Source organism: Nonomuraea fuscirosea (assembly GCF_035917475.1).
Classification (GTDB): Bacteria; Actinomycetota; Actinomycetes; order Streptosporangiales; family Streptosporangiaceae; genus Nonomuraea; species Nonomuraea fuscirosea.
Map to the genome: position 1 here is coordinate 4011548 of NZ_CP109074.1, position 22574 is coordinate 4034121.

The following is a 22574-nucleotide window of genomic DNA, read 5'->3' on the forward strand; positions in this document are numbered from 1 at the left end:
CCACCGCCGAACCATTATGGCTGTGTAGAGCGTAATGTACGGGGCATGCTCGACGGCACGCCGCTCATCGACGCTCACGTCCATGTGCCGGTGCTCGGCACCCTCAAGCCCGCCTGGCTGCGCTGGGCCCGCGACTTCGGCCCCGAGGGGCTGATCGAGGACGTCTGGGACGCCGGGGGCCGTCCCCGTCCCGCCCGCCTGGACGAGGTGTTCGCCGCGCAGGGCGTGGACGTGGCGCTGCTGCTGTGCGAATACAGCCCGAAGGCCACCGGCACGCAGGCGTTCGAGGATCTGCTGCCGATCGTCGAGCACAATCCGTCCCGGTTCCGCCCGGTCGCCAACGTCAACCCGCACCTGCACTTCCCCCTCGCCGCCGAGGTGCGCAGGCAGCTCGCCCTCGGCGCCGCCGCGCTGAAGCTGCACCCCGTCCACGGCGGTTTCCGCTGCGACGACGCGGCGCTCTACCCGGCCTACCAGGTGCTGGAGGAGCAGGGCGTGCCGCTGGTGGTCCACTGCGGCACCAGCACCTTCCCCGGCTCGGCCAACGAGAACGCCGACCCGGCCTTCCTCATCCCGGTCGTGCGCGACTTCCCCGGGCTCGACGTGGTGCTCGCACATGGCGGGCGCGGCTGGTGGTATGACGCGGCCGCCTTCCTGGCCCTGTCGAACGAGACGGTCTGGCTGGAGCTGTCCGGCCTGCCGCCCAAGCGGCTACCGGAGTACTACGCCCGGTTCGACCTGGCCCGGCTGGCCAGGAAGTGCATCTTCGGCACCGACTGGCCGGGCGTTCCCGGCACCGCCGCCAACGCCCGCGCGGTGGCCGGGCTGCTGCCGGACGAGGTGGCCGCGGCCGTGCTCGCGGGCAACGCGATGAAGGTCTACGCCGGGCTCCCTCGCCAATTTCCCTCATAACCAGTAGGAAATATTGACTTATTCGGGATCGCGGCTTAGCGTCGTTGACATGAGCCAGGGATTCCTCCTGACCGGACGCCCGCACGTGGACTGCTGCCACGTCGCCAGCGCCCAGTGTCGTTGATCACGGACCAGTAGCCGGCGGCGCGGCCCCCGCCCGCCCTTCACCCTCGTGCTCCGGCGTGGCCGACGCCGTCCACGCTCCGCTGACGAACCCTTCCGCCCGCGCTCGCCCGCGCTCGCCCATGCTCGCGCCGTGCCGCTTGAGCGCGCCCTTCTTCGTGAGGAACAACTCCGTGATCTCAACCAGGTTCATGGCCGCCCGCCACGCATCCGAGAGGAGGGGCCGGGCATGACGGACACCCTGCCCGACCGCGCCGTCGAAGCCGAGCACTTCAGGAAGGCGCTGGCCGTGCACGCCAGCGGCGTCGTGATCATCACCGCCCAGAACGACGGCGTCCCCGTCGGGCTGACCGCCACCTCCTTCTCCTCGGTCAGCCTCGAACCGCCGCTGGTCTCCTTCTACGTCGACCGGTCCTCCTCCACCTGGCCCTGGCTGCGCACCGCCGACCACTTCGCGGTCAACATCCTGGCCAGCGACCAGGCCGAGGTGGCCGCCCGGTTCGCGCGCAAGGGCATCGACAGGTTCGCGCCGCCCACCCGCTGGCGGCCGGGGCCGCTCGGCGCGCCGCTGCTCCAGGACGTCTCCGCGCACCTGGTCTGCCTGCCGTACGAGACGGCCGAGGTCGGCGACCACATCCTGGTGGTCGGGCTGGTCGCCGAGGTGACCACGCACAGCCCTGGCCGCCCCCTCCTCTACCACCAGGGCCGCTTCGGCCGGTTCCTCCCGCATCCAGAAGACTGAGCACCCCGGAGCCCAGCGTGACCCGACCCATGAAGCGGCCGCGATGAGCCGCAAGCAGATCCACCTGGCCGCCCACTTCCCCGGCGTGAACAACACCACCGTCTGGGCCGACCCCCGATCCGGCAGCCAGATCGACTTCGCCTCCTTCGCCCACCTGGCCAGGACGGCCGAGCGCGGCAAGTTCGACTTCTTCTTCCTGGCCGAGGGGCTGCGGCTGCGCGAGCTCAAGGGCCGCATCCACGACCTGGACGTGGTCGGGCGGCCCGAAGCGCTCACCGTGCTCAGCGCCCTGGCCGCCGTCACCGGCCGGCTCGGCCTGGCCGGCACGGTCAACGCCACCTTCAACGAGCCGTACGAGCTGGCCAGGCGCCTGTCCACGCTCGACCACCTGAGCGGCGGCCGGGCCGCCTGGAACGTGGTGACCACGTCCGACGCCTTCACCGGCGAGAACTTCCGCCGCGGCGGCTACCTCGACCGCGCCGACCGCTACACGCGGGCCGCCGAGTTCGTCCGCCTGGCGCGCGAGCTGTGGGACTCCTGGCGGCCGGACGCCGTGCTCGCCGACCAGGCCACGGGCCGGTTCGTCCGCGAGGACGCCGTCGGCACGGTCCGGCACGACGGCGCGCACTTCTCGATCGAGGGCCGCTTCACCCTGCCCCGCGCCCCGCAGGGCCACCCGGTCATCATCCAGGCCGGCGACTCCGACGAGGGCAGGGAGTTCGCCGCCGCCACCGCCGACGTGATCTTCTCCCGGCACGGCACGCTGGAGGAGGGCAAGCGCTTCTACGCCGACGTCAAGGGCCGCCTGGCCCGGCACGGCCGCGAGCCGCACCAGCTCAAGATCATGCCCGGCGTCACGTACGCGCTCGGCGACACCACGGGGGAGGCCGCCGAGAACGCCGCCGCCATCCGGCGCCAGCAGGTCGGGCCGCAGACCGCGATCGCCTTCCTGGAGCAGGTGTGGGGCCGCGACATGTCCGCCTTCGACCCCGACGGCCCGCTGCCCGACGTCGAGCCCGACCTGGACGAGGGCGTCTCCCAGGGACGCGTGCCGATCAAGGACCGCGCGGCCGTGGCCGCCAAGTGGCGGGCGCTGGCCGAGGAGAAGGGGCTTTCGATCCGCGAACTGGTCATCGAGGTGACCGGCCGCCAGACGTTCATCGGCACTCCCGAGACCGTGGCCCGGCAGATCGACGAACACGTGCAGGGGGACGCCGCCGACGGATTCATCCTCGTCCCCCACCTCACGCCGGGCGGCCTGGACGACTTCGTCGACCGCGTCGTGCCCCTGCTGCAGGAGCGCGGCTCGTTCCGTGCCGACTACACCGGCACCACCCTGCGCGAACACCTGGAGCTGGCATGACGTTGCACCTGGCCGCCGCGCTGGACGGCGCGGGCTGGCACCCCGCCGCATGGCGGGAGTCGAGCGCAGCCCCGCGCGCGCTGTTCTCGGCCCGCTACTGGGCCGGGCTCGTCGCCGAGGCCGAGCGCGGGCTGCTCGACTTCGTCACCATCGAGGACGCGCTCGGCCTGCAGTCGAGCCTGCCCGACGGCGACGACGACCGTACCGACCAGGTCCGCGGCCGCTTCGACGCCGTGCTGCTGGCCGCCCGCCTGGCCCCGCTCACCCGGGGGATCGGCCTGGTGCCGACCGCCACCACCACGCACACCGAGCCGTTCCACCTCGCCATCGGCATCGCCACCCTGGACCACGTCAGCGGCGGGCGCGCCGGATGGCGGCCGCAGGTCTCCGTGCGCGCCTCCGACGCCCGCCACTTCGGCCGCAGGGAGTTCCCGCCGTTCGACCTGACCGGCCTTACCGATTTGTCCGCCGACCCGCACGTGCGCGCCCTGTTCGCCGAAGCCGCCGACGCGGTCGAGGTGGCCCGGCGGCTCTGGGACAGCTGGGAGGACGACGCCGAGATCAGGGACGTACCCACCGGCAGGTTCATCGACCGGGACAAACTCCACCCCATCGACTTCGAAGGCGCGTTCTTCTCGGTCCGCGGGCCCTCGATCACGCCCAGGTCGCCGCAGGGACAGCCGGTGGTGACCGCGCTCGCGCACGCGCGACTGCCGTACGAGTTCGCCGCCTCCAGCGCCGACGTCGTCTTCGTCACCCCGCACTCGGCCGAGCACGCGCGCGCCATCGTGGACGAGGTCAGAGGGCTGTCCGGCGAGCTGAAGATCTTCGCCGACCTCGTCGTCTTCCTCGGCGACGACGCGGCCGCCCGCAAGGCCCGCCTCGACGAGCTGGACGGGGCCGAGCTCGTCTCCGACGCCGCGATCTTCACCGGCACCGTGCGGGAGCTGGCCGACCGGCTGCTGGAGTGGCGGCGGGCCGGCATCGAGGGCTTCCGGCTGCGGCCGGGAGCGGTGCCGTACGACCTGTGGCAGATCGCCTCAGGCCTGACAGCCGAACTGCGCGAGCGCGGGGAGTTCCGCAGCCGGTACGAGGCCGGCACGCTGCGCGGGCTGCTCGGCCTGCCCCGCCCGGCCGGTCGTTACGCGGAGGCACGATGAAGTTCCTGCTCATCACCCTGATCACGCACACCGGCGAACGATCGACCACGGAACGCTTCCGCGAGGTCGTCCGGAACGCGGTGCTGGCCGAGGAACTGGGCTTCGACGGCTACGGCGTGGGGGAGCGGCACGAGCGCCCCTTCATCTCCTCCTCGCCGCCCGTCGTGCTCAGCCACATCGCCGCCAAGACCACGAAGATCCGCTTGTTCACCGCCGTGACCACGCTGAGCCTGCTCGACCCCGTCCGCGCCTACGAGGACTACGCCACCCTCGACCACCTGTCGGACGGGCGGCTCGACCTCATCATCGGCAAGGGCAACGGCGCGGCCCAGGCCCAGCTGTTCCACGTCACCGCCGAGGACCAGTGGGAGCGCAACCGGGAGTCGTACGAGCTGTTCCGCCGCCTGTGGCGGGAGGACAAGGTCACCTGGAGCGGCCGGTTCCGGCCCTCGCTCACCGACGCCGAGACCTGGCCGCGCCCCCTGCAACGCCCGATCCGCGTCTGGCACGGAAGCGCCACCAGCAAGGAGTCCGTCGACCTGGCCGCCCGCTACGGCGACCCGCTGTTCTCCGCCAACGTCACCAACCCGATCGAGCCGTACGCCGAGCTGATCGACCACTACCGCGAACGCTGGGCGCACTACGGTCACGACCCGGCCGACGCGCTGGTCGGGGCGGGGTCGGCCGGCTTCTACGCGGCCCCGACCTCGCAGCAGGCGGTGGCCGCGTACCGGCCGATCTTCGACGCGCGCGTGGCACTGCAGCGCAGGCTGGGCCTGCCGATCGTCTTCCTCACCCTGGAGGACGCCATCGAGCGCGGCTCGATCCTCGTCGGCAGCCCGCAGCAGATCATCGACAAGGTCCTGCGCTACCACAAGCGGTTCGGCCACGAGGTCATGCACCTGCACGCCGACGCCGACGGGCTCACCCCCGCCCAGCACCAGGCCACGCTGGAGCTGTTCCAGGCCGAGGTCGCGCCCGTGCTGCGCGCCGAGATCCCGAGCAGGCCGTTCCCCGAAGCCCGAGGAGCCTCATGACGCTGTCCATCCTCGACCTCGCCCCCATCTCCTCGGGGCGGAGCGCCGCCGACGCGCTGCGCAACTCCATCGACCTGGCCCGGCGCGCCGAGGCGGCCGGCTACCGCCGCTACTGGCTGGCCGAGCACCACTTCGCGCCCGGCGTCGCCAGTTCGGCGCCCGCCGTGCTCATCGCGCTCGTCGCGGCGGCCACCACGACGATCCGGGTCGGGTCGGGGGCCGTGCAGCTCGGGCACCAGACGCCGCTGTCGGTGGTGGAGCAGTTCGGCCTCATCGACGCGCTGTACCCGGGACGGCTCGACCTGGGCATCGGCCGCTCGGGCCAGCGCCGCGCCGAACTCGCCGCCAGAACGGCGGCGGCTGAGGCATCGGCCCCTGGAGCCGCGTCGGCCGCGAGGACGGTGGACGGGCTGCTCATCCCGCCGCCGTTCGACTTCTCCCAGCTGGCCAAGCACCCGCACCTCGCCCACTACGCCACCCTGCTCCAGCAGCCCGGCGCCACCACGCCCGACTTCGCCGACCAGATCGACGACGTGCTCGCCTTCCTGACCGGCACCCACGAGGCGCACGCCGTGCCCGGCGAGGGCGCCGACGTCGAGGTGTGGATCCTCGGCAGCAGTGGCGGCCAGAGCGCCCAGGTGGCGGGGGAGCGCGGGCTGCCGTTCGCGGCCAACTACCATGTCAGCCCCTCCAGCGTGCTGGAGGCCGTCGAGGCCTACCGGGAGGCGTTCAAACCGTCGGACGACCTGGCCGAGCCGTACGTCATCGTCTCCGCCGACGCCGTCGTCGCCGAGGACGAGGCCAAGGCGCGCGAACTGGCCTCCCCCTACGGCCTGTGGGTGCGCAGCATCAGGACCGGCGCCGGCGCCATGCGCTTCCCCACCCCCGCCGAGGCCGCCGTCCACGAGTGGAGTCAGGCGGACCGGGAGCTGGTCAAGGACCGCGTCGACACTCAGTTCACCGGCACCCCCGACCAGGTCGTGGAGCGGCTGCGCACGCTGCGGCGTGTCACGGGGGCCGACGAGCTGCTCGTCACCACCATCACGCACGACCACGACGATCGGGTGCGCTCGTACGAGCTGCTCGCCGAAGCCTGGGACCGCCCGTGAAGCGCCTGACCTCCACTCTGCTCCTCGCCTCGGTGACGCTGGCCGCGTGCGGCACCGCGCCGGCCGCCGAGGAGACCGCCCCGGCCGGCCTGACCTGGGCCGTCGAGACCCAGCCGCTCACCCTCAACCCCCAGCAGTGGTCGCAGAACAAGGTCAGGCTGCTCGTCTTCAACCAGTTCGACGCGCTGCTGTCGCGGGCGAAGGACGGCTCCTTCCAGCCGTGGCTGGCCAGGTCGTGGAAGGTGTCGGACGACGAGCTCACCTACACCCTCGAATTACGGGACGACGTGACCTTCCACGACGGCACCCCGTTCGACGCTGCCGCGGTGAAGGCCAACCTCGACCAGTTCAAGGTCGAGGGCTACAACGCCGCCGTGGCCACGATCCAGCTGCGGGCGTTCGAGCAGGCCGAGGTGGTCTCGCCGACCACGCTGCGGATCACCCTCAAGGAGCCGGACGGGCTGTTCCTCGACTTCCTCGCCTCGCCGTACGCCGGGCAGATCTCCCCGAAATCGCTCAAGAGCGCCAAGGACCTGAAGTTCGGCGGGCCCGACCTGGTCGGCACCGGGCCGTTCATTCTGGACCGCTACGTGCCCGGCCAGGAGATCCACTACCGCCGCAACCCCGCCTACCGGTGGCCGCCCGCCGGCGCCGCCCACCAGGGCCCCGCCCATCTTGCGGAGATCACCTACCGGTTCCTGCCCGAGGCGGCCGTCCGGGTCGGCGCGCTCACCTCCGGTCAGGTGCAGGTCATCGAGGGCGTCCCCGCCACCGAAGCCGGGCTCATCAAGAGCGACCCCGAGCTCACTCTGCAGACCGCGCTCAACAGCGGCACCGCCTTCTCCTACTATTTCAACACCTCACACCCCCCGTTCGACGACCAGCGCGTACGCGAGGCGTTCCGCGCGGCCGTGGACGTGGACGCGGTGCTGAAATCGGTCTACCAGGACACCGCCACCCGGGCGTGGAGCGTCGTCGGCAAGGCGAGCCCCTTCTACGACGCCGGGCTCGAAGGCTCGTTCGGCGGCGACGTGGCCCGCGCCAACGCGCTGCTCGACCAGGCCGGCTGGAAGCAGCGCGACGCCGAGGGCTACCGGGTCAAGGACGGCCGGCGGCTCAGCGTGCGCACGGTCTCCGCCTCCGCCTACGTACGCGACCGCCGCGACGTCCTCGCCCAGGCCATCCAGGCCCAGGTCAAGCAGAACGCCGGCATCGACTTCCAGGTCAAGATCGTCGATACCGGCACGGCGCAGAAGGCGCTCGAGGACGACGCGTACGAGATCTTCGAGAACTCCCGCGGCGACTCCGACGCCGGCGCCGCGCTCAACCTGCTCCTGCCGGGCAAGGGCGCGCTCAACCGCACCCGCTTCTCTCACCCGGGCGTCGAGAAGGCCATCGCCGAGGCGGGCGCCAGCTCCGACCAGGCGCGGCGCGCGAAGCTCTATGCCGAGGTGCAGCGGATCGTGGTCAGGGACAAGGCGATCGTCTTCCCGATCTACGTGCCCGCCGACCAGATCGCGGCCAGGAAGAGCGTGCGAGGGCTCGGGTTCGACCCCGCCTCCGGCACCCCCGCCTCCGCCTACGACGTGCGGATCGAGACGTGATCAAGCGGCTCGGCACCGGGCTGGCCGTCCTGTGGGCCGCCGCCACCGCCTCGTACGTGGCCCTGGTGCTCGCTCCCGGCGACACCGTGGACATCCTGGTCGGCGACGGGGCCGACACGCCCGAGATCAGGGCCGCGATCGTCCGCGAGTGGGGGCTCGACCGGCCCGAGATCGTCCAGTACGTGTCCTACCTGTGGCGGCTCGTCCAGGGTGACCTCGGGCGCTCGTACCAGCTGCAGCGGGGTGTCGGCGAGGTCCTGGCCACGCAGGTCGGGCCCACCGCGCAGCTCACCCTCGCCGCGGCGGGCACGGGCGTGACGCTGGCCGGGCTCATCGCCCTGCTCACCGCCGGCCGGGGACGGGCGGCGCGCGGCGCGGCCTCGGCGGCCGAACTGGTGGCGGTGTCGGTGCCGCCGTTCCTCATCGGGATCGTGCTGCTGTCGGTGTTCTCGTTCACGCTCGGCTGGTTCCCCGTCTCGGGGGCCGCGGGACCGCGCGCGCTCGTGCTGCCGGCGCTCGCGCTCGGGCTGCCCGTCGCCGGCGTGCTCGGCCAGGTGCTGCGTGGCGGCCTCGAACGGGCGCTGGAGCAGCCGTTCGCGGTCACCGCCAGGGCGCGCGGGCTCACCGAACGCGCGCTCGTGGCCGGGCACGCGCTCCGGCACGCGCTGATCCCCGCCGTGACGCTGGCCGGCTGGTTCACCGGCACCCTGCTCGGCGGCGCGGTGATCACCGAGGTCCTGTTCGGCCGCCCGGGTCTCGGCCGGGTGGCGATGGAGGCCGTCACCGGGCGGGACATGCCGGTGGTGATGGCGGTGGTGCTGCTGTCGGCCGTCGTGTACGTGGTCATCAGCACCCTCCTCGACCTGGCCTACCGCGCCATCGACCCCCGAATCCGAGGCTGACCCCATGACCGCACCCACCTCGACCCCCGCACCCGAGGTCCGGCGGCTGTGGCGCGGGGTCCCGTCGGCGGGTCTGCTGCTCCCGGTCGCCGTCCTCGTCCTGCTCGCCGTCGCGGTGGCGGCGCCGGGACTGCTCACCTCCGCGGACCCCCTGGCCGCCGACCCGCTGCGCGCGCTCGCGCCGCCGGGTGGGGAGCACTGGTTCGGCAGCGACCATCTCGGCCGCGACGTGCTGTCCAGGGTCGTGTACGGAGCCCGGCACTCCATCAGCATCGGCGTCGCGGCCACGGTGCTGGCCGTCACCGCCGGCGTGCTGCTCGGCCTGGCCGCCGGCTTGTCCCCCAAGTGGCTGGACGAGGCGCTGGCCCGTTCGTTCGACGTCCTGTCCACCCTGCCCGAGCTGCTGCTGGCCCTGCTCATCGTGGCGATCCTCGGCCCCGGCACCGGGAACGTCATCTTCGCCATCGCCGTCGCCCAGATCCCGAACTACGCCCGCGTGATCCGCGCCCAGACCTTCGTCGTACGCCGCTCCGGCTACGTCGAGCAGGCCCTCACCTTCGGCCGCTCCCGCCTGGCGATCACCGCCGGGCACGTGCTGCCCAACGTGCTCGGCCCGATCCCCGTGCTGGCCACGATCGGGCTCGGCGGGGCCGTCATCGCCAGCTCGGGGCTGAGCTTCCTCGGGATGGGCCCGCAGCCACCGGCCGCCGAGTGGGGCGCGATGCTCTCGGAAGCCCGCAACTACCTGCGGGTGGCCTGGTGGGAGGCGCTGTTCCCCGGCCTGGCGATCACGCTGACCGTCGCCTGCCTCACCGTCGTCGGCCGCCGCCTCCAGCGCCGCTTCGAAGGAAGGACCCCGCCCGCATGACCACCACCCACGACGGAACCGCCCCGGCCGCCGGCTCCGGAGCGCACCCCACCGGGTCGTTCGGCTCGTCCTCCGCATTCGTGGCCGTCGAGGACCTGCGGGTCGGCTTCGGGGCGGCCGAGGTCGTGCGGGGTGTGTCACTCTCGATCGCCCCGGGCGAGTGCGTGGCGATCGTGGGGGAGTCGGGCTCGGGCAAGAGCGTCACCGCCCGCAGCCTGCTGGGCCTGGCGGGTCCCGGATCCCGCGTGCGGGCGTCCGCGTTCACGATCGCGGGCAGGGACGCGCTCCGCTTCCGGCCGGGGGACTGGCGGCGGGTGCGCGGCAGGTTCGCCGGGCTGGTCCTCCAGGACGCGCTGGTCTCGCTCGACCCCCTCAGGACCGTGGGCGCGGAGATCGCCGAAGTGCTGGCCACCCATGACGTGGTGCCCAGGGCGCGCCGGGCGGAGCGGGTGCTGGAGCTGCTGGAGTCGGTACGCGTACCGGAGCCGGCGCTGCGGGCGGGGCAGCATCCCCACGAGCTGTCGGGCGGGCTGCGGCAGCGCGTGCTCATCGCCTCCGCCCTCGCCGCCGCGCCCGAGCTGATCATCGCTGACGAGCCCACGACCGCGCTCGACGTCACCGTACAGGCCGGAATCCTGCGTCTGCTGGCCGCACGTAAGGCGGCGGGCACCGCGCTGCTGCTGATCAGCCACGACCTGGCCGTGGTGGCGTCGATCGCCGATCGCATCCTGGTCATGCGGGACGGCCGGCTCGTCGAGCAGGGCCCGGCCGGCGACGTACTGGCCGCACCGGCACACGCCTACACCCGCTCACTCCTGGCCGCCGTCCCCTCCGCCTCCTCCCGAGGCACCCGCCTCACCGACGGCACCGCTCGCTCCGACGGGATCCGCCTCGCCGACGGAAGCCGCGCCACGGAGGAGGCCCGCGTCACTCCCAGGCCGGAGTCCACCGTTCAGACGCCGGGCCCCGCGCCGGTGCTCGCGGCGACCGGGCTGTCCCGTTCGTACGGTTCCCGCCGCGTCGTCGACGACGTGTCCTTCACCCTGCACCGCGGCGAGACCCTGGGCGTCGTCGGCGAATCCGGCTCGGGCAAGACCACGCTCGCCCGGCTGGCCCTCGGCCTGCTGACCCCCGACGAGGGCGGCGTCACCCTGCACCGACAGCCGTGGAGCACCCTGCCGGAACGCCGGCGCCGCCCGTTCCGTCCCAGAATCCAGCTCATCTCGCAGAACCCCCTCGACTCCTTCGACCCCCGCCACACCACCGGCCGCCTGATCGCCGAGCCGCTGCGAACCGGCGGGCGGGCCGAGCGGCGCGCCCGCGTCCTGGAGTTGCTGGCCCGCGTCGGCCTGCCGCCCGAGACGGCCGCTCGTCACCCCAGGGAGCTGTCCGGCGGGCAGCGCCAGCGTGTCGCCATCGCCCGCGCCCTGGCCCCGCGCCCCGACGTGCTCGTGTGCGACGAGCCCGTCTCCGCGCTCGACGTCTCGATCCAGGCGCAGGTGCTCGACCTGCTCGCCGACCTCCAGACCGAGGACGGCACGGCGCTGCTGTTCATCTCGCACGACCTGGGCGTGGTCCACCACCTCGCCCACCGCGTGCTGGTCATGAAGGACGGCAGGGTGGTGGAGCAGGGAGACGTGGACGAGGTGTTCTCCCGTCCCCGCCATCCCTACACCCGCGACCTGGTCGCCGCCGTCCCCCGCCTGCCCGCCACCGCCGGGCCGGTTCGGCGATCACCTCGCTGACCAGCCCGTTGTGCGATGACGCCGGAATCCCGACAATCCCGGCGTCATCGGCAGCAATATCAACGGGAGTTTTCCGCCGGACTCAGACACAATTGGCGAAGTGTGCCGCTTCTATGTCTTTGGCGGCACACGGCCGATTTATGGTTCATCGAGCGATTGGCGATTGCATGGCGGGCGAGAACACGCGCACGGTCCTCGTGGTGCGGGGCGGCTGGGAAGGGCACGCCCCGGTGGCGGCCACCGACCTCTTCGTACCCTTCCTTGAGAAGAACGGTTTCGAGGTGCGGCTGTCGGACAGCCCGGCGCCCTACGCGGACCCCGCGTACATGGCCGGAGTCGACCTCATCGTCCAGTGCTACACCATGGGCAAGATCGAGCCGGCCGAGCTCAAGGGCCTGCGGGCCGCGATCGAGGCGGGCACCGGGATGGCGGGCTGGCACGGCGGGATCGCCGACTCCTACCGCAACTCCTCCGACTACCTGCACCTCATCGGCGGGCAGTTCGCCTGCCACCCCGGCAAGCACCCGGACGACGAGGACGCGGGCACGGAACGGCACAACTTCGTCCCCTACACCGTCAACATGCTCCCCGAGGCGGCCGACCACCCCATCACCCGGGGGATCGCCGACTTCGACCTCGTCACCGAGCAGTACTGGGTGCTGAGCGACGCCTACATCGACGTGCTGGCCACCACCACGCAGAAGGTCCGCCCGTGGGACCCCTGGCACCGCGAGGTGACCTCGCCGGCGATCTGGACCCGGCGCTGGGGCAACGGGAAGATCTTCGTCGCCACTCCCGGGCACAGCGTCGACGTCCTGGAGAACGACAGCGTGCGCACGATCATCGAAAGGGGCATGCTGTGGGCCAGCCGGTGAACCTCGGCATCGTGGGCTGCGGGGCCATCTCGGCCCAGTACCTCCAGACCATCGACCGGCTGCCGCAGGTGAACCTGGTGGCGGTGGCCGACCTGGACCTCGACCGGGCGCGGGAGGCGGTGCGGCCGTACGCCGGCGTCGAGGTGCTGAGCGTGCCGGACCTGATGGCGGACGCGCGGATCGACACCGTGCTCAACCTCACCATCCCGGCCGCCCACGCCGAGATCGCGCTCCAGGCCATCGCCGCCGGCAAGCACGTCTACTGCGAGAAGCCCCTCGCCGCGACCGGCGCGGACGCGCGACGCGTGCTGGAGGCAGCCGCAGAGGCGGGGGTACGGGTCGGGTGCGCGCCCGACACGGTGCTCGGCACCGGCACGCAGACGGCCCGCGTGGCGATCGACGACGGGCTGATCGGCCGGCCGGTCGCGGCGACGGCGACGATGCTGACGCCCGGCCACGAGCGCTGGCATCCCAACCCCGACTTCTACTACGTGCCGGGCGGCGGGCCGCTCCTCGACATGGGCCCGTACTACATCTCCAGCCTGGTGACGCTGCTCGGCCCGGTGGCCACGGTCATCGGGGCGGCCAGCCGTACGCGGGCCAAGCGCACGATCGGCAAGGGCCCGCGCCAGGGCGAGGAGATCCCGGTCCTGGTGGACACCCACGTCACCGGCGTGCTCGCGCACGAGTCGGGCGCGCTGTCCACACTGGTCATGAGCTTCGACGCGGTGGCGACCAAGGCCCCCAACATCGAGGTGCACGGGGAACTGGGCTCGCTCGTGGTCCCCGACCCCAACCGCTTCGACGGCACTGTGCTGCTGACCCGGCTGGGGGAGAAGGACGCGGCCCCCCTGCCGGTGTCGGCCGGGTACGAGGAGGCGGGGCGCGGCGTCGGCCTGATCGACTTCGCCTTCGGCCGCGAGCCCAGGGCGGGCGGAACGCTCGGCATCCACGTGCTCGACATCATGGAATCGCTGCTCGCCTCGGCCAAGTCCGGGCGCTCGGTGGACGTCGAGAGCACCTGCGAACGCCCCGCCCCTGTGGCGCTGGGCAACTCGGCCGCCGCCGGCTGACGACCCCGGCGCGGTGCCGCCCGGCCACCCCGGGCGGCACCGCGCCGCTTGGGCGTGGCCGTCAATCCGAGCCCGGCACGTCCTCATCGGCCGTCGTACGGCCGGCCAGTCTTTCGTGCCGCTGCCTGGCCGCCTGCGCGGTCCGCAGGCCGAGGCCGAAAGCGATGTCCTGCCAGGTCATGCCCCGCCCCCTGGCCATCTCCAGGAGCCCGGCCTCCAGCGCGTCCATCTCCCCGCGCATCAGCGGAACGAGGCTCAGCGCCGCGGTGATGTCGGCGTGATCCACCTCCGGCTCGCCCTCCCGCACCTGGGCGGCCCCGCTGAGCAGGAACGACACCAGCCTGACGGCCTCATGGGCACCCAGCATCGAGGGGTGCGCCTGCCGGGCGCGCTGTTCGTCGGTGGCGGCGTGCCGCTCGGAGATGCGGTGCAGGGACGCGTAGACCCGATGGGCCCGCGCCTGCTCGGGCTGCGGCGCCATGAAGGGATCAGCGGAGGAGGTCATGCGTTCAACCATGCGGCACGACACAAGTCGTTGTCAACTTTTCGTTGTGAACAATCTGTTCAACGAGGCAGTCGTAACGGTTTTGTGACCAGCAAACGGTGAGTAAAGCCCCGGAGAGGGGGCACTCTTGATCGCAGAAGTCCAGCAGAGGGCTTCCCTCACGCGTCACCGAAGCGTGCCTCTGCCTGGGCTTTTTGTCATGGGCGGAGCCGCTGGCACCTGTTGGAGCAGCACATGTCCGTCATGACCGTCGCATTCGAGCAGCTCACCGCCGAAGACCTGCTCGCCGAACTGGCCGACCCGAGCATCTCCGACCAGCACGCCGACCGCATCCGCGAACGCCTCGTCCAGATGCACGAAGGACTCGTCTCCGAGGTCACCCGCCGCTACCGCTACCGTGGCGAACCCATGGAAGACCTGCGCCAAGCCGCCTACGTCGGACTCATGAAAGCCGTCAACGGCTACGACCCCGACCTCGGCCACGAATTCCGCGGCTACGCCATGATCACCATGATGGGCGAAGTCAAACGCCACTTCCGCGACCGCACCTGGGCCATCCGCGTCCCCCGCGTCTACCAGGAACGCCGCATCGAGCTCAACAAGGCCACCGCCGAACTCACCCAGACCCTCGGCCACGCCCCCACCGTCGCCGAACTCGCCGCCAAACTCCGCATCTCCGAAGAGGACGTCCTGCTCGCCCTGGAGGCCTCCACCGCCTACAGCACCCTGTCCCTGGACGCCCCCGTCAACAACGGCGAGGACGACGCCGCCGAACTCAGCGACTTCCTGCCCGCCCAGGACGACTCCCTCAACCACCTCCTCGACAAGCACGCCGTCAAACCCCTCATCGACGCCCTGCCGGCCCGGGAGAAGAACATCCTGCTGATGCGCTTCTACGGCAACATGACCCAGAGCGAGATCGCCCAGGAGTTCGGCATCTCCCAGATGCACGTCTCCCGCATCCTGCGCGCCGTCCTCACCCAGCTCCGCACCGCCCTCACCGACTGACCCGGACCCGGCCGGCCGCGATCCTCACCGGGACGCCGCCCGGAGGCGGTCGGCCAGCACGCCGACCCGCTCGACCAGCTCGGGCGGATCGCGCACCTCGAACCCGATGTCCATCAGGGCGATCCACACGACGATCTCGTCGAGGGTGTTCGCGCCGCACAGCAGGAGGCAGGTCCGCTCGTCGAGGGGCTCCACCGTCCCCATCGTCGGTGGCATGTGCCCGGTCACGACCTCGGCCGGCGCGTGCATGACGACGCGCGCACGGTACCGGTACGGAGCGCTGGAGATCGCGCGGGACATATAGGCGGCGAGGTCGTCGTCGGGCGGGTCGCGAGGGACGAAACGCGGCCCGTTCGGCGTCCGCAGCCGCAGCCGGTCGACCCGGTACGTGCGCCAGCCGCGCCGGTCGACGTCCCAGCCGACGAGATACCACCGCCGCCCCGAGTTGACGAGCCGGTGGGGCTCGGCGGAACGGAGGCTGTCGCGGCCGTCGTGTGAGCGGTAGTCGAACCGCAGCCCCTCATGATCCCGGCAGGCCGCGGCGATGGCGGTCAGCACGGCGGCGTCGACCGGTGCCGCGGCTCCCGTCAGGGGCACCGTCATCGACTGGAGCGCGTGCACGCGCTGCCGCAGCCGCGCGGGCAGCACGCGTTCGAGCTTGGCCAGCGCCCGCACGGACGTCTCCTCGATCCCGGCGACCGTGCCGCCGGCGGCCGTGCGCAGCCCCACCGCGACCGCGACCGCCTCGTCGTCGTCGAGCAGCAGCGGGGGCAGGTCGGACCCGGCGCCCAGCCGGTAACCCGGCGCGCCGGGCGTGGCGTGCACGGGATAGCCCAGCTCGCGCAGCCGGTCCACATCGCGGCGCACGGTCCGCGTGGTGACGCCCAGCCGCTCCGCCAGCTCCGCGCCGGACCAGTCGCGATGGGTCTGCAGCAGGGACAGCAGTCTGAGCAGCCGGGCCGAGGTCTCCAACATGAGACCCATTCTGCCTCCGAGCTAGGACGGAATCCGTCCTAGGCGGCTTCTAACGTCTGAGGCATGACGAGCATCGACCCGTTCCGCATCGACATTCCCCAGGCCGACCTGGACGACCTCCGCGACCGGCTGGGCCGCACCCGCTGGCCGGACGAGCTGCCCGGAGTCGGCTGGTCCTACGGGGTCCCGACCTCGTATGCGAGGGAACTGGCCGAATACTGGCGGACCACGTACGACTGGCGCGCGCAGGAGGCGGCGCTCAACGCGTACCCGCAGTTCACCACCGAGATCGACCGCCAGACGGTGCACTTCATGCACGTACGCTCGCCCGAGCCGGACGCGCTCCCGCTGATCATCACGCACGGCTGGCCCGGTTCGATCGCCGAGTTCATGAAGGTCATCGGCCCGCTCACCGACCCCCGCGCCCACGGCGGCGACCCGGCCGACGCCTTCCACGTGGTGGCGCCCTCCCTGCCGGGCTTCGGGTTCTCCGGCCCCACCCGCGAGACCGGCTGGAACCTGCGCCGCGTGGCCCGCGCCTGGGCCGAGCTGATGCGCCGCCTCGGCTACGACCGTTACGGCGCCCAGGGCGGCGACACCGGCGCGCTGGTCTCTCCCGAGCTCGGCCGGGTCGCGCCGGGCGAGGTCGCCGGCGTCCACGTCAACGGCGCCCTGGGCTTCCCGTCGTTCGAGCCCGGCGAGACGGAGGGGCTGACGGAGGCGGAGCGGGCCCGGCTGGCCCTCTACACCGACCACGACCGCTCGGGTTACGCCATGATCCAGTCGACCCGCCCGCAGACGCTGGCCTTCGGCCTGCACGACTCTCCCGCGGGTCAGCTGGCCTGGATCGCCGAGAAGTTCAAGGAGTGGACCGACCCCGCCCGCGACCTGCCCGAAGACGCCGTGGACCGCGACCAGTTGCTCACCGACGTGTCCATCTACTGGTTCACCGGCACCGCGGGGTCGTCGGCCCGGCTGTACAAGGAGGGCGCGACCGACTGGGGGCAGCCCGTGGACAAGTCCGACGTCCCCACCGGGGTGGCGGTCTTTCCCGGCGACCCCGGGATCCGCCGCGTCGCCGAGCGCGAGCACCACGTGATCCACTGGTCGGAGTTCGGCCGGGGCGGCCACTTCGCCGCGATGGAGGCGCCGGACCTGCTGGTCGCCGACGTCCGTGCGTTCTTCCGGCTGGTCCGCTGAACCCGGCTCGCCTCACCCCTTCAGGCCGCTGAACGTCATCGTGGCCACGAACTGCCGCTGCGCCACGATGAAGGCGATGATCAGCGGCATCGTGGCCACGACGTTGCCGGCCATGAGCAGCGACCACTGCGTGTGCCGGGTGCCCTGGAAGTTGGCCAGGCCCAGCTGGATCGTGTAGATGCTCTCGTCGCTGATCGCGACCAGCGGCCAGATCAGGTCGTTCCAGGAGCCGAGCAGCGTGAACACGGTGAGCGTCGCCAGGGCCGGCTTGGCCAGCGGCAGCACCACCCGCCAGAACACCCCGAAGGTGTTGCAGCCGTCGATGCGGGCCGCGTCCTCCAGCTCGGCGGGCAGTGACAGGAAGAACTGCCGCATCAGGAAGATCCCGAAGGCCGACGCCAGCCACGGCACGAACGCCGCCGCCAGGGTGTCGATCAGGCCGAGCCGGGTGAACATCACGTACGTCGGGATCATCAGCAGCTGGGCCGGGATCATGATGGTGGCCAGGATCATCAGGAACCCGGCGTTCTTGCCGAAGAACTTCAGCCGGGCGAAGCCGTAGCCGGCCATCGAGCAGAGCACGAGGTGGGCGATGACCGCGATGGCGGAGACGATGACGGTGTTGAGCAGCCAGCGCAGCGCCTGCGACTCGTTGAACAGGCCGATGAAGCCGTCGAGCTGCAACCGGGTCGGGATGAAGCGGGGCGGGAAGCGGTTGATGTCGCCGTCCGGCATGAACGCGGTCAGCACCATCTGCACCAGCGGCAGCGCGAACAGCAGGGCCAGCGGCATCAGCAGCAGGTGCCAGGGGCTGAACGGCAGGCGTCTCATCAGAAGGCCTCGATCTTGCTGCGCCGGGAGTAGAGGATCATCCCGACGGTGATGAGCATGGTCACGGCGAACAGCCCGTAGGCGACGGCCGAGCCGTAGCCGAACTTCGTGAGCTTGAACGCCTGCGTGTAGACGTAGTACACGATCGTCTGCGTCGCCCCCAGCGGGCCGCCCCTGGTCGTGGTGAAGACCAGGTCGAAGAGCTGCAGCGCGGTGATCGTCTGCCAGATGGAGGTGAACACCGTGACCGGCCCTAGCGCGGGCAGCGTGACGTGCCGGAAGACCTGCCAGCGGTTGGCGCCGTCCATGCGGGCCGCCTCGACCACGTCCTTGGGGATGTCCTGCAGCGCGGCCAGGTAGACGACGACGGTGAAGCCGACCTGCCCCCACAGGGCGATCAGGCAGATCACGGTCAGCGCCTGCGACTGGCTCTCCAGGAACTGCTGCTGCGGCAGTCCGAGCACGCGCAGGACGCTGTTGGCCGCGCCGTACTGGGGGTTGAAGACGAAGCTGGCCAGGATGCCGGTGGCCGCCGCCGAGGCGACGAAGGGGATGAAGATGCACGTACGGTAGAAGCCGACCAGCTTGATCGGCCGGTTGAGCGCGACGGCGACGAGCATCCCGAGGAAGATCGACGACGGCACGAACAGCACGGTGAACACCAGCGTGTGCCGCACCGCCGCGAAGAGGTCGGGGTCCTGGGCCATGAACTCGTAGTTGAGCAGGCCGATGGGCTTGGCCGGGGCGATGCCGTTCCACTTCTGCAGCGAGATGAGGAACGCCCACACCGCGGGGAAGATCGACAGGCCCACCACGAGCGCGGTGGCGGGGCCCGCGAATCCCCAGCCGGTCAGGGTGCGGTGCAGCCACCGCACCCGGCCGGACGGGATCGCCGCGCGGGGGGCGGCGCTCTGGCGCCGCCCGGCGAACAGCAGCGACATGGTCAGCCCCCGGCCAGCGCCTGGGCCGACTTGGTGGCGGCCTCGTCCAGCGCCGCCTTCGGCGCGGCCGCGCCCTGCAGCACCTTGGCGATGGCCTCGCCGACATGTCTCGACATTTCCACGTATCCGCTGACCGTCGGCCGGGCCTGCTTGGCGTTGGCCATGTTCGCGACCATCCTCTCCACGCCCGGGTACTCCTTGACGTAGTCCTCGTACGCGGGCAGAGACGTCTCTGAGGCCCGCAGCGGCAGGTTGCCCTGGACGAGGTTCCACTGCGAGTCGCCCTCGGCCGAGGTGAGCCACTTGATCAGCTCGAACGACCAGTAGGCCCGGTTGGCGTCACCGTTGTCGAACAGCGTCCACAGGTCGGGACCCGAGACCGTCTGGTGGTCGCCGTTCGTGCCGGGCAGGAAGGCCACGCCGTAGTCGGTCTTCTTCTGCTTCAGGTCGAACAGCGTCCACGGTCCGTTGATGATCATTCCGATCCGGCCGTCCGCGAACAGCGGCGCGTAACGCTCGTCGGTCTGGTCGAGGTAGACGCTCTTGTCGTCCACCGCCATCGCCCGCAGGAACTCCAGCGCGTCCACCCCGGGCTGGCCGTTGAACGCGGCCTGCTTCTGGTCCTGCGACAGGATGGCGCCGCCGCGCTGCCACAGCAGCGGCCAGAAGTGCCAGGTGGTGTCTTCGGAGGCGCTCACCGAGTACGCCGTCCCGTAGACCTTCGCGGCCGGGTCGGTCAGCTTCTTGGCCGCCGCCCTGAAGTCGTCCCAGGTCCACTCGTCGGTCGGGTACGGCACGTTCTTGGCGTCGAAGAGTTTCTTGTTGTAGAGCAGCGAGAGGTTGTCCACGATCGCGGGAAAGCCGATGACCTGGCCGTTCGGCGTCGCGGTGGTACGGGCGGAGGCGGCGAACTCCTCCCACTTGACGGCCGGGTCCTTCACCTTCTCCGTCAGGTCCAAGGTCTTGCCCGACTCCTGGAGCTGCGACGCCCAGTTCCCGAAAGAGTACGAAATATCGGGATAAACGCCGCTGGCGAAGCCGGCGGACAGCTTCTGCAGCAGCTCGTCGGTGGTGGACGCTCCCGAGGAGACGTCGATGGTGACGTTGGGGTGCTTCTTGGTGAACTCGGCGGCCAGGTTCTCCAGGATCTTCTCCGCATCGGAGGTCTGGCCCGTCCACCAGGTGAGCTTCACCTTCGCCTGCGGGTCCACCGTCTTGGCGCCCTCCTGGGACGACCCCCCGCAGCCTGCTGCCGTCAGGATGATCGCCGTGACCAGGGCCACCGCGGTTCTTCTTCGCACTGTGGATGCTCCTCCCGGAATGTTGGAGCCAATCATGGTTACTTTCGAAGTCTTGTCAATACCTTCGAAAAAGCGCAAGGCTTGACAAGGTTTCACAACTCCTGGGACGGTGCCGTGGTGTCCAGAACGACCTTCGACCTTCTTGTCGTCGGCGACGCCAACCCGGACGTGATCGTGTCGGGTTCGCCTCGCCACCCCGAGTTCGGCCAGCGTGAGCAGCTCGTCCCCGCCGCCGGCCTGGTGCTCGGCGGCTCCGGCGCCATCACCGCGTACGGCGCCGCCAGGCTCGGCCTGCGCACCGCGTTCGTCGGGCGGGTCGGGGACGATCCCGCGGGGGCCTTCGTCCTGGACGCCCTGCGCGCCGGCGGCGTGGACGTGTCCGCGTGCGTCGTCGACCCCGCGGTGCCCACCGCCATGACGGTGGCGCTCGTGGACGGCGACGACCGGGCCATCCTCACCGCCCCGGGCTGCCTGGACCGGCTCGGCGCGGCCGACGTGCCGCCGGGGCTGCTGGAGCGGGCCGCGCACGTCCACGTGTCGTCGTACTTCCTGCAGCCGCTGCTCGCGGCCGGGCTCGGCGGCCTGTTCGGGCTGGCCAGGGCGGCGGGCGCGTCCACCTCCCTCGACACCAACGACGACCCGGCGGGCCGCTGGGCGGGCCTGGAGGATGTCCTCCCGGTCACCGACGTGCTGCTGCCGAACGAGGCGGAGGCCCTGTCCATCGCCGGCGCCACCACGCTGGAGCAGGCCGTCAAGGAGCTGGCCGCCCGCGGCACGCTGCCCGTGGTCAAGCGGGGCGAGCGGGGCGCGCTCGCCCTCGCCGACGGCGAGCTCGTCGAGGCCCCCGCCCCGCCCGTCACCGTGGTCGACGCCGTCGGCGCGGGAGACAGCTTCAACGCCGGCCTGCTCGCCGCGCTCCTGCGCGGCCGCCCGCTGCGCCAGGCCATGACGGTGGCCGTGGCCTGCGGCACCCTTTCCACCCGCGCCGCCGGGGGCACCGCGGCCCAGCCCACCTGGGAGGAAGCTACCTCATGAAGAAGATCGTGTTCGTCGGCGCGGGAAGCGTGGTCTTCACCCACGGGCTGCTCGCCGACCTGGTCAAGTTCCCCGAGCTGCGGGGCATGCGCATCGCCCTGCACGACATCGACCCCGAGCGGCTCCAGGTGGCCGAGGCCGTCGCCCGCCGCATCACCGGCGACGCCGCGACCGTCACCGCCCACCTCGACCGGCGCGAGGCGCTCGACGGCGCCGACTTCGTGATCAACATGGTCCAGGTCGGCGGCTACGACTCCACCGTCACCGACTTCGAGATCCCGGCCAGGTACGGGCTGCGCCAGACCATCGCCGACACCATCGGCGCGGGCGGCATCTTCCGCGCGCTGCGCACGTTCCCGCTGCTCGACGCGCTGGCCGCGGACATCAACGCGGTCTGCCCCGACGCGCTCCTGCTCAACTACACCAACCCGATGGCGATGAACGTCTGGTACCTGTCGGGCAAGGTCAGGAACGTCGTCGGGCTGTGCCACTCGGTCTACTGGACCATGCGGGACCTGGCCGAGCTGGTGAACGTGCCGTACGAGGAGATCACCTACCTCGCGGCCGGCGTCAACCACCAGGCGTGGGTGCTGCGCTTCGAGCGCGACGGCCAGGACCTCTACCCGCTGCTCGACGTGAACGACCCGGAGCTGCGCCGCAGGGTGCGGGTGGACATGTACCGGCGGCTCGGCTACTACCCGACGGAGACCAGCGAGCACTCCGCCGAGTACGTGCCCTGGCTGATGCACCACGACTCCGAGATCGACCGGCTGCGCATCCCGGTGGGGGAGTACCTGCGGGTCAGCGAGGAGAACCTGGCCGAGTACAAGCGCACCCGCGACCTCGTCCGGCAGGGCGGCGAGCTGGACATCGCCGGCACCGACGAGTACGCCCCTCAGATCATCCACAGCATCGTCACCGGCACGCCCCGCGTCGTCTACGGCAACGTCGTCAACGACGGGCTCATCTCGAACCTGCCGCACGGCTGCGTGGTGGAGGTGCCCTGCGTGGCCGACGCGACCGGCGTCAGGCCGACCGCGGTCGGCGCGCTGCCCCCGCAGCTCGCCGCTCTGAACAGGACTTATGTCAGCGTCAATGAGCTCACTGTACGTGCGGCGCTGGAAGGAGAGCCCCGCCACGTCCGGCACGCCCTGATGATCGACCCCAACACCGCGGCGTCACTTCCGCTGGAGGACATCTGGCGCATGGCCGACGAACTGACCCGCGCCCATGGCGACCTCCTCCCGGAGGCCCTGCGCGGGTGA

At 71.5% G+C, this 22574-nt stretch carries 22 protein-coding genes; 16 read left to right on the forward strand and 6 right to left on the reverse strand.

Going from position 1 to position 22574, the window contains the following annotated elements:
* Positions 1-45: 45 nt before the first annotated feature.
* Positions 46-912 (forward strand): amidohydrolase family protein, encoded by an 867-nt coding sequence (locus OIE67_RS18145; protein WP_326641816.1) that lies wholly within the window; start codon positions 46-48, stop codon positions 910-912.
* 124 nt (positions 913-1036) lie between these two features.
* Here OIE67_RS18145 and OIE67_RS18150 read toward each other — a convergent pair whose 3' ends face one another.
* Entirely contained in the window at positions 1037-1228 is a 192-nt protein-coding gene (locus OIE67_RS18150; RefSeq protein ID WP_106252437.1) for a hypothetical protein, read from the reverse strand.
* Positions 1229-1264: 36 nt separating this feature from the next.
* Here OIE67_RS18150 and OIE67_RS18155 point away from each other — a divergent pair, with 36 nt between their 5' ends.
* The 11 genes from OIE67_RS18155 (at position 1265) to OIE67_RS18205 (ending at position 13513) form a co-directional block, all read left to right on the forward strand.
* Positions 1265-1777, forward strand: a complete 513-nt coding sequence (locus OIE67_RS18155) for a flavin reductase family protein (protein WP_326641820.1) — start codon at positions 1265-1267, stop codon at positions 1775-1777.
* A gap of 43 nt (positions 1778-1820) precedes the next feature.
* A complete protein-coding gene (locus OIE67_RS18160) occupies positions 1821-3140 on the forward strand; it encodes an NtaA/DmoA family FMN-dependent monooxygenase (protein ID WP_326641822.1) in 1320 nt (439 codons plus the stop codon).
* Complete coding sequence (locus tag OIE67_RS18165; RefSeq protein ID WP_326641824.1) at positions 3137-4300, forward strand: LLM class flavin-dependent oxidoreductase; 1164 nt, start codon at positions 3137-3139, stop codon at positions 4298-4300. The genes OIE67_RS18160 and OIE67_RS18165 overlap by 4 nt, the downstream gene beginning before the upstream one ends.
* Positions 4297-5337, forward strand: coding sequence for an LLM class flavin-dependent oxidoreductase (locus OIE67_RS18170; protein WP_326641826.1), 1041 nt, complete (start codon positions 4297-4299; stop codon positions 5335-5337). The genes OIE67_RS18165 and OIE67_RS18170 overlap by 4 nt, the downstream gene beginning before the upstream one ends.
* Positions 5334-6446, forward strand: coding sequence for an LLM class flavin-dependent oxidoreductase (locus OIE67_RS18175; RefSeq protein WP_326641829.1), 1113 nt, complete (start codon positions 5334-5336; stop codon positions 6444-6446). The genes OIE67_RS18170 and OIE67_RS18175 overlap by 4 nt, the downstream gene beginning before the upstream one ends.
* Positions 6443-8050 carry an ABC transporter substrate-binding protein gene (locus OIE67_RS18180; protein ID WP_326641831.1) on the forward strand — a complete coding sequence of 536 codons (1608 nt, stop codon included), beginning with the start codon at positions 6443-6445 and terminating at the stop codon, positions 8048-8050. The genes OIE67_RS18175 and OIE67_RS18180 overlap by 4 nt, the downstream gene beginning before the upstream one ends.
* Positions 8047-8952 (forward strand): ABC transporter permease, encoded by a 906-nt coding sequence (locus OIE67_RS18185; RefSeq protein ID WP_326641833.1) that lies wholly within the window; start codon positions 8047-8049, stop codon positions 8950-8952. Before OIE67_RS18180 ends, OIE67_RS18185 begins: the two co-directional genes overlap by 4 nt.
* Before the next feature lie 4 nt (positions 8953-8956).
* Entirely contained in the window at positions 8957-9820 is an 864-nt protein-coding gene (locus OIE67_RS18190; protein WP_326641835.1) for an ABC transporter permease, read from the forward strand.
* Positions 9817-11565 carry an ABC transporter ATP-binding protein gene (locus OIE67_RS18195; protein ID WP_326641840.1) on the forward strand — a complete coding sequence of 583 codons (1749 nt, stop codon included), beginning with the start codon at positions 9817-9819 and terminating at the stop codon, positions 11563-11565. The genes OIE67_RS18190 and OIE67_RS18195 overlap by 4 nt, the downstream gene beginning before the upstream one ends.
* A gap of 167 nt (positions 11566-11732) precedes the next feature.
* Positions 11733-12440 carry a ThuA domain-containing protein gene (locus tag OIE67_RS18200; RefSeq protein ID WP_106252433.1) on the forward strand — a complete coding sequence of 236 codons (708 nt, stop codon included), beginning with the start codon at positions 11733-11735 and terminating at the stop codon, positions 12438-12440.
* Positions 12425-13513 carry a Gfo/Idh/MocA family protein gene (locus tag OIE67_RS18205; protein WP_326641845.1) on the forward strand — a complete coding sequence of 363 codons (1089 nt, stop codon included), beginning with the start codon at positions 12425-12427 and terminating at the stop codon, positions 13511-13513. Before OIE67_RS18200 ends, OIE67_RS18205 begins: the two co-directional genes overlap by 16 nt.
* 61 nt (positions 13514-13574) lie before the next feature.
* On the opposite strand, the gene OIE67_RS18210 is transcribed toward OIE67_RS18205, so the two are convergent.
* Positions 13575-14018, reverse strand: a complete 444-nt coding sequence (locus OIE67_RS18210) for a DNA-binding protein (protein WP_326641847.1) — start codon at positions 14016-14018, stop codon at positions 13575-13577.
* A gap of 234 nt (positions 14019-14252) precedes the next feature.
* Between OIE67_RS18210 and OIE67_RS18215 the strand changes: the two genes are divergently transcribed.
* Positions 14253-15026 carry a SigB/SigF/SigG family RNA polymerase sigma factor gene (locus OIE67_RS18215; protein WP_407674862.1) on the forward strand — a complete coding sequence of 258 codons (774 nt, stop codon included), beginning with the start codon at positions 14253-14255 and terminating at the stop codon, positions 15024-15026.
* A gap of 24 nt (positions 15027-15050) precedes the next feature.
* On the opposite strand, the gene OIE67_RS18220 is transcribed toward OIE67_RS18215, so the two are convergent.
* Entirely contained in the window at positions 15051-16001 is a 951-nt protein-coding gene (locus tag OIE67_RS18220; protein ID WP_326641854.1) for a helix-turn-helix transcriptional regulator, read from the reverse strand.
* A 63-nt stretch (positions 16002-16064) separates the two neighbouring features.
* Between OIE67_RS18220 and OIE67_RS18225 the strand changes: the two genes are divergently transcribed.
* Positions 16065-17201 carry an epoxide hydrolase family protein gene (locus tag OIE67_RS18225; RefSeq protein WP_326641856.1) on the forward strand — a complete coding sequence of 379 codons (1137 nt, stop codon included), beginning with the start codon at positions 16065-16067 and terminating at the stop codon, positions 17199-17201.
* A gap of 12 nt (positions 17202-17213) precedes the next feature.
* On the opposite strand, the gene OIE67_RS18230 is transcribed toward OIE67_RS18225, so the two are convergent.
* The 3 genes from OIE67_RS18230 to OIE67_RS18240 are packed head-to-tail and all read right to left on the reverse strand — an operon-like array spanning position 17214 to position 20274.
* The gene (locus tag OIE67_RS18230; RefSeq protein WP_106239246.1) at positions 17214-18032 is read right to left on the reverse strand and encodes a carbohydrate ABC transporter permease; all 819 of its coding nucleotides are present in this window, start codon (positions 18030-18032) and stop codon (positions 17214-17216) included.
* Positions 18032-18973: a carbohydrate ABC transporter permease gene (locus tag OIE67_RS18235; protein ID WP_326641859.1), complete on the reverse strand. Its 942-nt coding sequence runs from the start codon at positions 18971-18973 to the stop codon at positions 18032-18034. The genes OIE67_RS18230 and OIE67_RS18235 overlap by 1 nt, the downstream gene beginning before the upstream one ends.
* A gap of 2 nt (positions 18974-18975) precedes the next feature.
* The gene (locus tag OIE67_RS18240; protein WP_326641861.1) at positions 18976-20274 is read right to left on the reverse strand and encodes an ABC transporter substrate-binding protein; all 1299 of its coding nucleotides are present in this window, start codon (positions 20272-20274) and stop codon (positions 18976-18978) included.
* Between the two features lie 117 nt (positions 20275-20391).
* Here OIE67_RS18240 and OIE67_RS18245 point away from each other — a divergent pair, with 117 nt between their 5' ends.
* On the forward strand, positions 20392-21309 hold the full coding sequence (locus OIE67_RS18245; RefSeq protein WP_326641863.1) for a carbohydrate kinase family protein: 918 nt from the start codon (positions 20392-20394) through the stop codon (positions 21307-21309).
* Positions 21306-22574: an alpha-glucosidase/alpha-galactosidase gene (gene melA, locus OIE67_RS18250; protein WP_326641865.1), complete on the forward strand. Its 1269-nt coding sequence runs from the start codon at positions 21306-21308 to the stop codon at positions 22572-22574. Before OIE67_RS18245 ends, melA begins: the two co-directional genes overlap by 4 nt.

Bases quoted from the DNA above. Each gene is read 5' to 3' on its own strand.
- OIE67_RS18145 (WP_326641816.1), top strand. From the start codon at position 46: ATGCTCGACGGCACGCCGCTCATCGACGCTCACGTCCATGTGCCGGTG.
- OIE67_RS18150 (WP_106252437.1), bottom strand. From the start codon at position 1,228: ATGAACCTGGTTGAGATCACGGAGTTGTTCCTCACGAAGAAGGGCGCG.
- OIE67_RS18155 (WP_326641820.1), top strand. From the start codon at position 1,265: ATGACGGACACCCTGCCCGACCGCGCCGTCGAAGCCGAGCACTTCAGG.
- OIE67_RS18160 (WP_326641822.1), top strand. From the start codon at position 1,821: ATGAGCCGCAAGCAGATCCACCTGGCCGCCCACTTCCCCGGCGTGAAC.
- OIE67_RS18165 (WP_326641824.1), top strand. From the start codon at position 3,137: ATGACGTTGCACCTGGCCGCCGCGCTGGACGGCGCGGGCTGGCACCCC.
- OIE67_RS18170 (WP_326641826.1), top strand. From the start codon at position 4,297: ATGAAGTTCCTGCTCATCACCCTGATCACGCACACCGGCGAACGATCG.
- OIE67_RS18175 (WP_326641829.1), top strand. From the start codon at position 5,334: ATGACGCTGTCCATCCTCGACCTCGCCCCCATCTCCTCGGGGCGGAGC.
- OIE67_RS18190 (WP_326641835.1), top strand. From the start codon at position 8,957: ATGACCGCACCCACCTCGACCCCCGCACCCGAGGTCCGGCGGCTGTGG.
- OIE67_RS18195 (WP_326641840.1), top strand. From the start codon at position 9,817: ATGACCACCACCCACGACGGAACCGCCCCGGCCGCCGGCTCCGGAGCG.
- OIE67_RS18200 (WP_106252433.1), top strand. From the start codon at position 11,733: ATGGCGGGCGAGAACACGCGCACGGTCCTCGTGGTGCGGGGCGGCTGG.
- OIE67_RS18210 (WP_326641847.1), bottom strand. From the start codon at position 14,018: ATGACCTCCTCCGCTGATCCCTTCATGGCGCCGCAGCCCGAGCAGGCG.
- OIE67_RS18215 (WP_407674862.1), top strand. From the start codon at position 14,253: ATGTCCGTCATGACCGTCGCATTCGAGCAGCTCACCGCCGAAGACCTG.
- OIE67_RS18220 (WP_326641854.1), bottom strand. From the start codon at position 16,001: ATGTTGGAGACCTCGGCCCGGCTGCTCAGACTGCTGTCCCTGCTGCAG.
- OIE67_RS18225 (WP_326641856.1), top strand. From the start codon at position 16,065: ATGACGAGCATCGACCCGTTCCGCATCGACATTCCCCAGGCCGACCTG.
- OIE67_RS18230 (WP_106239246.1), bottom strand. From the start codon at position 18,032: ATGAGACGCCTGCCGTTCAGCCCCTGGCACCTGCTGCTGATGCCGCTG.
- OIE67_RS18235 (WP_326641859.1), bottom strand. From the start codon at position 18,973: ATGTCGCTGCTGTTCGCCGGGCGGCGCCAGAGCGCCGCCCCCCGCGCG.
- melA (WP_326641865.1), top strand. From the start codon at position 21,306: ATGAAGAAGATCGTGTTCGTCGGCGCGGGAAGCGTGGTCTTCACCCAC.